The sequence below is a fragment of the Fretibacterium sp. OH1220_COT-178 genome (assembly GCF_003860125.1).
GTDB lineage: Bacteria > Synergistota > Synergistia > Synergistales > Aminobacteriaceae > CAJPSE01.
Genome location: NZ_RQYL01000043.1, coordinates 1 through 7686 on the forward strand (window position 1 = coordinate 1; position 7686 = coordinate 7686).

Sequence of the window (7686 nt, forward strand, 5' to 3'; positions counted from 1 at the left end):
AGACGAGATTGCAGAATTTGCCGCAGTCCTTTGTTGTCCAGCTTGAAGGCCGGCCGACAGCGTTTACGACGCAGACGATAGAGCTTACCGGCTTCGTGTGCACTGTAGGCTCCCTTGACGAGATTGCGCTGGAGTTCCCTGCTGATCGTCGAAGGGCTTCGGTTCAGGGCTCCGGCAATCTTTCGGATTCCGTATCCCTGAGCACGAAGGCACAGTATACTTTCTCGTTCTGTTGCTGTAAGATGAGGGCAACCCATGGGTGTCAGTCTCCTTCGCTGTTTGTGCTCTGCAAACTCATTCTAGCGAGTAACTGCCATCTATGGGCTTTTTTATCTTCTCTCACCTCCTACTGTTGCGTTTAGATTGTAAATCCAAGGGAACAAAAAATATGTTGAACCCCCCAGAGCCATATGCCTTGGTGGTTGGGATTTATTATGTAGTTTCGTGGCCGATTTTCGTTTTGTTTCGATACTATTTTCTCCCTTCCCATTGGTTTTTGTGGATGAAATTTGCTGCTGGTTTTTTGTACGGAGGGATTCTTGGTGTCCTTGTTTCGTTGTTTTACTCTGCGTCAAGGGAGCAAACGATAGTTGTCATTGTGTGCGCGGCGATTTCGGTAATGGCCTTGATAGGGCGTCGTGATTAAGTTTGAATCTTGATTTAAGAAGGACGTGCTTAATTGTATGTTACGATTTCTGGGATGTTAAGGTAGGGAGAGTCTTATGTTGCGCAAATTAAGGAAGATAATTTACACGAAAAAGTATGATTCTCCGGAAGATCAAATGGTAAATTCAAATGCCTTTTTGTTTTATTTTTATTTATCCTTATCATTGTTGGTTTTTTAATTAATAGATTAGTTTAAAAGTTTGAGATGGAGAGATTTTAAGTCAATGAAAGAAAATAAAAATCCATCTCCTGGATGAAATTGCGGGACATTATCCAAAGTATTAGATGTACAGTCCCATGTTATGATGGAACAGAGAATCTGTACAACTAGCCTTGAAAAGTTCCGAAAAAGTTGAGGCCAGCATCTCATTTGCCTCTTTCAATGAAAAAGCCCCTTCGGAGAGGGGCGTGTGGTTCAACAAGATTTCTGATGAAAGATTAGCCTTTGTCCTTTTTGGTTTCCTGCACCTTCCACCAGATCAGGTATCCGCAGATGACCGTTGCACTGCCCGCGATCCAATACCCTAGCGTGGGTTCGCCGGCTTTGATGTAAAAATAAGCCATATAAAATCCTGCCAAGGTAATTGCTATTGAACCTAACTGACCAACCAGCCCGATGATGAAGCTGAAAGTTAAACTCCAAAACTCACGACGGACCTCTTGTCGATCCATAAAAATATAATGTTTTTGAGCTTCCTGGGCCAATTCCACAATTTCTTGCGCTGTACCGGGTCGAATTTTATCGTACGATTCGAGCACCTTTGGCGGCGGCAAGGGGCCTTGATAAATCTGCTGCGTAACCAACATTTCTTCCTGAGGGGTCGCAGGCCGCTTCATCTTGGGCATCAGACCGGCCCCATATTGCTTGAAAGTTCTGGGTATTTCTTTTCTACGCCTGTAATTCCGGCATAAAGAGCCTTCCCAGCCGCAGCAAACGCTCCTGCCGGGGATACGTCGCGTACACCTTTGGAACGAGCGGCATACACCACGTTTTCCATATATCGGCGTGCGGCTGTTCCGTCAATGTCAAACATGCATAAAGCAGCAAGGGTTGTAATTCGTATCCGTGAGTTTTTCATGGACATCCCTCCTCGCTCATTGTATCACCCCAACCTAATTGGGGGTAGAGACAGGCCTCGCTACGGCCGCCTCAGTATCTTTCCCTCGCTGGACCCATAAGGATGTCCATAAGCGTTTCGAATGCTTTTTCTCACAGGCCGCGCTCGTCCCACTTTTTGATGGCGTTGTCTATTCCGCGCACTGTGGCGATGATCCGCTTGCTGAGCGCCCAAGGAGTCCGCCCGCCACGTGCGTCGTCTCCTTGGCGAACTTCCTCAGTCCATCCCCTTGTTCTCTCCATGGCCCGTTTGCTCAGCCGCCCCAGACGCTCGATGCTGCCGCCGATCTTGTCCAGCGCTGTCGCCCGGTAGCGGTAGTCGCTGACGAAAAGGTTGGTGAAATCCCTCACGAACACCAAGGGGGTGGTCCTGTACTAAGAAATTGAATGTGGCGTGGATACTGCAAGCATTTTTTAATATGAAATTCTCCTCTTCGAGCGAGACGCTGCGCTTCTGTAGAGCCTTGACCTGCTTGGCAGCCATGACGATATTGTCGTCGATCCAGACCTCCGAATAGGCTTTGATCCAGTTGACGGTTGCGGTTTGCTGCCTTAATCCCCAAGGCGATTCTTTCATGTTGCCATTTTTTCTTTGCCTTGACCATCAATTCATCAACTGGCCTGTTGAGGAATCGCCTGAAGGAGGAAAATATGAGATAGAGCGTTTTGTTTCCACTTTTTCGCCCTACTGTTATTCAAGGCCCGCAATGAGGTTTGGTAAAATCGACCGATGATATACTAAAAAATATGTTTTTTCTGAGGCCCTCGCCTTGTATGTGGCGTGCCGTAAAATCCGGCGTCATGTCTTGGCTTGTGTTGCGGGCAGGGAGTCGGAAGGGCCGAATTTTTCGATGGATGGGTGCCCCGCGTCGGTCGGGGATGTGCAAGGAGGAGTGCTCGGTGAATCTGCCCTTCAGGATCGATTTGTCGGATAAGGTGGTTGTGATTACGGGGGGGAGCGGCGTGCTGTGCTCGATGTTCGGCCGAGCGGCGGCCGCGGTGGGGGCCAAGGTCGCCCTGCTGGCGCGCCGTTCGGAGGGCACCCGGGAGGTGGCGGAGGCGATCGTCGCGGAGGGCGGCATCGCGAGGGGCTACGGCTGCGACGTCCTGGACAAGCCCGGGATCGAGGCGGTCCACGAACGCATCCTGGACGAGCTGGGGCCCTGCGACATCCTCATTAATGGGGCTGGAGGCAACGACTCCAAGGCCAACACGGACGACGAGCACTTTTTGCCCGGGGCCATGGGAACGCGCCGGACCTTCTTCGACCTCGACCCCGACGGCGTGGGGAGCGTATTCGGACTGAACTTCCTGGGCAGCTTCATCCCCACACAGGTCTTCGCGCGCGACATGCTGGGGCGGAGGGGATGCAGCATCATCAACGTCTCCTCGATGAGCGCCTACTCGCCCATGACCAAGGTCCCGGCCTACTCCGCGGCGAAGGCCGCAATCTCGAACTTCACGCAGTGGCTGGCCGTCCACTTCGCCAAGGAGGGCATCCGCTGCAACGCGATCGCCCCCGGGTTCTTCTCCACCCGGCAGAACGCCGCGCTGCTCTTCAATCCGGACGGGTCGCCGACGGCGCGGACGGGGAAGATCCTCGCGGCGACGCCCATGGGGCGTTTCGGCCAGCCGGAGGAGCTCGTCGGCGCGCTGCTCTTTCTGATGTCGGAGGAGGCGTCGGGGTTCGTCAACGGGGCCTGCATACCGGTGGATGGGGGCTTCTGCGCCTATTCGGGCGTGTGAACTGTCCCTGGTATTCCCTATTTTGCGTCCGATGGTGTCCATGCGTCAGGCATGGACACCATCATCATGCGGGGCGTGTTTTTCACGATGACAAAAAGCGCGGCTTGCAGTACGCTTAAGCAGTTGTACAAAAAAATGGGGGCGTGTTTCACCGCCCTTTTCGGAAGATAACGAGGAGGCTGTTTGGATGATCGACATCAAAGTGTTCAAGGATTCCGCGGAGCAATGGAAGGGCGACGCCCTGGTCCTGCTTCTCCGGGAGGAGGATTGCGGGGGCGGGGCGGCCCTGCCCTGCGGGGACCTCGTCAAGACGCTGGCCGAGCGCAAGGACTTCACGGGCAAGAAAGGCTCCCTGCTGCGGGTGCCCCTCTTCGGGGGAGCGGTCCGCAACCTCTACCTTGCGGGGCTGGGCAAGGGCAAGGACTGCGGTTCCGCTCTGATCCGCGACATGTTGGCCTACGCTTTGCGCACGGCCGGGCGCCAGCACAACGAGACGGCGTTCGTCCCCCATGCCCACCTGAGCGGCGGGAAGGGGGCGTGCGACGAGGGGGGCCTTTCCCGCTCCTCCCTTGTGGCCGAGGCCGTGGGCCTGTGCGGCTACGTCTTCGACAAGTACAAGCAGAAGGAGGACGACAAGGGCTTCAGCCTCAGGGAGGTCTTCGTCGCGGAGCTCTCGGAGGAGGAGGCTGCGAGCGGGCGGAAGTTCGCGGCCGCGCAGCTCGCGACGCGCGAGCTGGCCAACGAGCCTGGCAACGTCATCAACCCGCCCGTCCTGGCCGAGCGGGCCGAGGCGATCGCCAAAGCGTCGGGCCTGGACTGCGAGATCTGGGACGAGAAACGCCTGGAGAAGGAGCGCATGGGCGCTCTGCTGGCCGTGGGACGCGGGTCGGCGACGCCTCCTCGCCTGATCCGTCTGGCTTACGTGCCCAAGAGGGCGAGGAAGAAGGTCGTCTTCGTCGGCAAGGGGCTGACCTTCGACAGCGGCGGGCTGGACATCAAGCCGGCGGACTTCATGACGACCATGAAGGGCGACAAGTCGGGGGGCTGCAACGTCCTGGGCATCATGGAGGGGGTCGCGGCGCTCGCTCCCGAGGTGGAGGTGCACGGCATCGTCGCGGCGGCGGAGAACATGCCCTCCGGCACGGCGTACAGGCCGGACGACATCGTACGGGCCCGCAACGGCAAGACGATCGAGATCAACAACACCGACGCGGAGGGACGCCTGGCCCTGGCCGACGCGCTCTCCCTGGCCAGCGAGATGAAGCCGGACGTCATCATCGACATGGCCACCCTCACGGGGGCGTGCGTCGTGGCCCTGGGCAAGTGGACCGGAGGGCTCTTCACCCGCGACGATGCCTTGGCGGAGGCCCTGCTGGCCTCGGCCGGGAGGCGGGGCGAGCGCTTCTGGCGGCTGCCCGCTGAGGACGAGAGGATCGAGGAGGCCACCAAGTCGCCCTTTGCGGATCTCATCAACTCCGGCGGACGCTACGGCGGAGCGACCTTCGCGACGATCTTCCTCTCGAAGTTCGTGGACTCGGATATCCCCTGGGCGCACCTGGACATCGCGGGCGTCGACTTCATGGACAAGGAATGGGGCGTCTACGCCAAGGGGGCCAGCGGCTTCGGGGTAAGGACCTGCCTGGACTATCTGATGAACCTTTAGCCTGGGGAGCCGGGCCTGAGGGTATCGGCGGAGGGCACGCGCCCTCCGCCTTTTGCATGGAATGACAGCTCCAGCAACAGCAGAGCGGCGCCCAGGACCAGCCAGAGGTCCGCGAGGTTGACGTAGAGGCCCGGGAGCGGGACGAACGGCAGGCGGGGGAGGGGGATGAACAGGAAATCCGTCACTCCCCCCAGAAGCAGGCGCTCGAGGGCGTTGCTGAGTCCCCCGGCCCAGAGCAGCGCCAGCCCGTGCCGGGCGTGGCGGGTTTTGTTGCGATAAAACAGGGTGAGTCCGGCCAGGAGGACCAGGCCCAGAAGGCCGATGACCCAGCCCAGCGTGCGCGACAGGCCGAAGGCGACGCCGGGGTTGGCGTGCAGCTCCAGGCGAAATCCGAGGACGAGGGGGATAGGGCCGGATGCCAGCCCGTGCCGGGCCGCCTTCTTCGCCGCGAGATCCAGGAGCAGCGCCGCCAGGCCCAAGACCCCGTATCCGCCCAAACATGCTTTCCTTTCCGTCATTTTGCCCTCTCCTTTCGCATCCTCCTCTTGCCCCACTATTGTAGAGCATGATCTTCCGTCTCCTCCCCGACGGGCTCTCGCGTATAATGCTGGGTGAAAGGGTCCGTCGGACACTCGGAGGCGGGCGGCTCCGGTCCGCCCGGCGGTTTTTCAATGACGAGAGGAGTCGAGAAGCATGCTGATCGGCGTCGACATCGGTACGGGGGGAACGAAGGCCCTGGCGGTGGATTTGAAGGGCGGTATCCTTGCCGAGAGCTCCTGCGAGTATGGTGTGCTGACCCCCGCGCCCTCCTGGGCGGAGCAGTGGCCCCAGGTCTGGCTGGAGGCCGTTGTGGCGGTGCTCCGGGACCTGTTGGCGAAGTCCGGAAAGCGCGAGGTCGAGGGGGTTGCGATCAGCGGGCTCTACGGCGGGTCCGGGATTCCCCTCGATGCCTCGGGGGCGCCGCTGAGGCCCTGCATGATCTGGATGGACCGGCGCGCGCGCAGGCAGGCGCAGTGGGTGAGGGACAATGTTTCTGTGGACCGCCTCTTTGCCGTCACCGGCAACGCCGTGGACACCTATTACGGTTTTACGAAGATCCTCTGGATGAAGGAGAACGAGCCGGAGCTTTGGAGGAAGGTGTGGCAGTTCGTCTCGCCCAAGGATTACGTGATCTACAAATTCACCGGCGAGCTGGCCACCGATTACTCCTCCGCGGGAAATCTGGGGGGCCTGCTGGATATCCGGAAAAAGGCGTGGTCGGCGGAGATGTCCGAGGCGCTGGGCATCCCGCTGTCGTTGCTCCCCAGCCGCCTGACGCGCTCGTCCGAGGTGGTGGGGGTCCTCAACCGCGAATTCGCGGAAGTCACCGGGCTGCCCACAGGGACGCCGATCGTCGCGGGAGGCGTCGATGCGCCGGTGGCGCAGTTCAGCTGCGGCGTTCTCGAGGCGGGCGAACACGTGGTCATGGCGGGAACCTCGCTCTGCTGGGGCACGGTCCACGACGGACGCTTCGTCTCCCCCGGCCTGATCAGCTATCCCTATGTGGTGAACGACGAAACGACGGTCTACACCTTCGGAGGTGGGGCGACCTCCGGGGCGGTGATCCGCTGGTTTCGGGACGAGTTTGCCGGGGGAGAGAAGGAGCTGCAGCGGCGAACCGGTCTCTCCGCCTACAAGATGCTGGAGCTGGAGGCCCGGAATGTCGGGCCGGGCAGCGGCGGACTGATCGTCCTGCCCTACTTCATGGGCGAGCGCTCGCCCATCTGGGATCCGGACGCACGCGGGACGGTCTTCGGGCTCTCCCTCTCTCACGGTCGGGGGCACGTCTTCTGCGCCTGCATGGAGGGGGTGGCGTACTCCCTCCGTCACAACATCGAGGCGGCCGAGGCCGCGGGACTGAAGCTCGACGCCGACTGTTTCATGGTGGGCGGTTCCGCGAGGAGCGACGTCTGGACGCGCATCTTCGCCGACGTCACGGGCTACTCCATGAAACGGTTGGCGGTGGATGCCGAGGCCCCGCTGGGCGATGCGTTTCTGGCCGGTCTGGGCACGGGGGTCTTCTCCGATCCGGCGGAAATCCGGAGGTGGCTGCGCTTCGACGATCCCGTGAGGTGCGATGACAAAAATCATAAGATCTACTCCAGATACTTTGAACTCTACAAAACGCTGTACGAGCGCACCAGGGAGTGCATGGGGGAGATCGCGGAGCTCCAGAGAAGCTGACCGCTGTCCGGACCGGGGATGGGGCTTTGGGGGAGATTCCGTCTGGCGATCCCGTACCGCCGGCCGCTGGGGTAGAGGAGGGGCATATTCTTGACGACGACAATTCGGCAGCGCATTCTCGTTCTCCTTTGTTTCCTGTTTCTGCCTGCAGGCGCCGCTTGGGCGGCGCCGAGCCGTATCGTCTCCCTGTCGCCGGTCGGGACGGAGATCCTGTTCGATCTGGGACAGGGGGACAGGGTCGCCGGCGTTACGGAGTTTTGCGACTACCCGC

General features: G+C 59.6%; 8 protein-coding genes and 1 pseudogene. 4 read left to right on the forward strand and 5 right to left on the reverse strand.

Annotated features, from left to right (window positions below):
• The 4 genes from EII26_RS12445 to EII26_RS12460 form a co-directional block, all read right to left on the reverse strand.
• Positions 1-257, reverse strand: a 257-nt coding sequence (locus tag EII26_RS12445; protein ID WP_148092574.1) for a helix-turn-helix domain-containing protein, incomplete at its 3' end; no start/stop codon positions are given.
• An 847-nt stretch (positions 258-1104) separates the two neighbouring features.
• The gene (locus EII26_RS12450) at positions 1105-1512 is read right to left on the reverse strand and encodes a DUF2335 domain-containing protein (protein WP_124889482.1); all 408 of its coding nucleotides are present in this window, start codon (positions 1510-1512) and stop codon (positions 1105-1107) included.
• The gene (locus tag EII26_RS12455; RefSeq protein WP_124889483.1) at positions 1512-1745 is read right to left on the reverse strand and encodes a hypothetical protein; all 234 of its coding nucleotides are present in this window, start codon (positions 1743-1745) and stop codon (positions 1512-1514) included. Before EII26_RS12455 ends, EII26_RS12450 begins: the two co-directional genes overlap by 1 nt.
• A 131-nt stretch (positions 1746-1876) precedes the next feature.
• Positions 1877-2140: a hypothetical protein gene (locus tag EII26_RS12460; RefSeq protein ID WP_124889484.1), complete on the reverse strand. Its 264-nt coding sequence runs from the start codon at positions 2138-2140 to the stop codon at positions 1877-1879.
• A gap of 543 nt (positions 2141-2683) precedes the next feature.
• On the opposite strand from EII26_RS12460, the gene EII26_RS12465 reads away from it, so the two are divergent.
• Entirely contained in the window at positions 2684-3529 is an 846-nt protein-coding gene (locus tag EII26_RS12465; RefSeq protein ID WP_124889485.1) for an SDR family oxidoreductase, read from the forward strand.
• Between the two features lie 187 nt (positions 3530-3716).
• Positions 3717-5192, forward strand: coding sequence for a leucyl aminopeptidase (locus EII26_RS12470; protein WP_124889486.1), 1476 nt, complete (start codon positions 3717-3719; stop codon positions 5190-5192).
• Here EII26_RS12470 and EII26_RS12475 read toward each other — a convergent pair.
• A complete protein-coding gene (locus EII26_RS12475; protein WP_233572751.1) occupies positions 5189-5689 on the reverse strand; it encodes a signal peptidase II in 501 nt (166 codons plus the stop codon). The two genes, EII26_RS12470 and EII26_RS12475, sit on opposite strands and share 4 nt — an antisense overlap.
• A 196-nt stretch (positions 5690-5885) precedes the next feature.
• On the opposite strand from EII26_RS12475, the gene EII26_RS12480 reads away from it, so the two are divergent.
• Together EII26_RS12480 and EII26_RS13315 are read left to right on the forward strand one after the other, a co-directional pair.
• Positions 5886-7415: an FGGY-family carbohydrate kinase gene (locus EII26_RS12480; protein WP_124889488.1), complete on the forward strand. Its 1530-nt coding sequence runs from the start codon at positions 5886-5888 to the stop codon at positions 7413-7415.
• A gap of 90 nt (positions 7416-7505) precedes the next feature.
• Positions 7506-7686 (forward strand): annotated as a pseudogene (locus EII26_RS13315) (hypothetical protein); the annotation flags it as partial.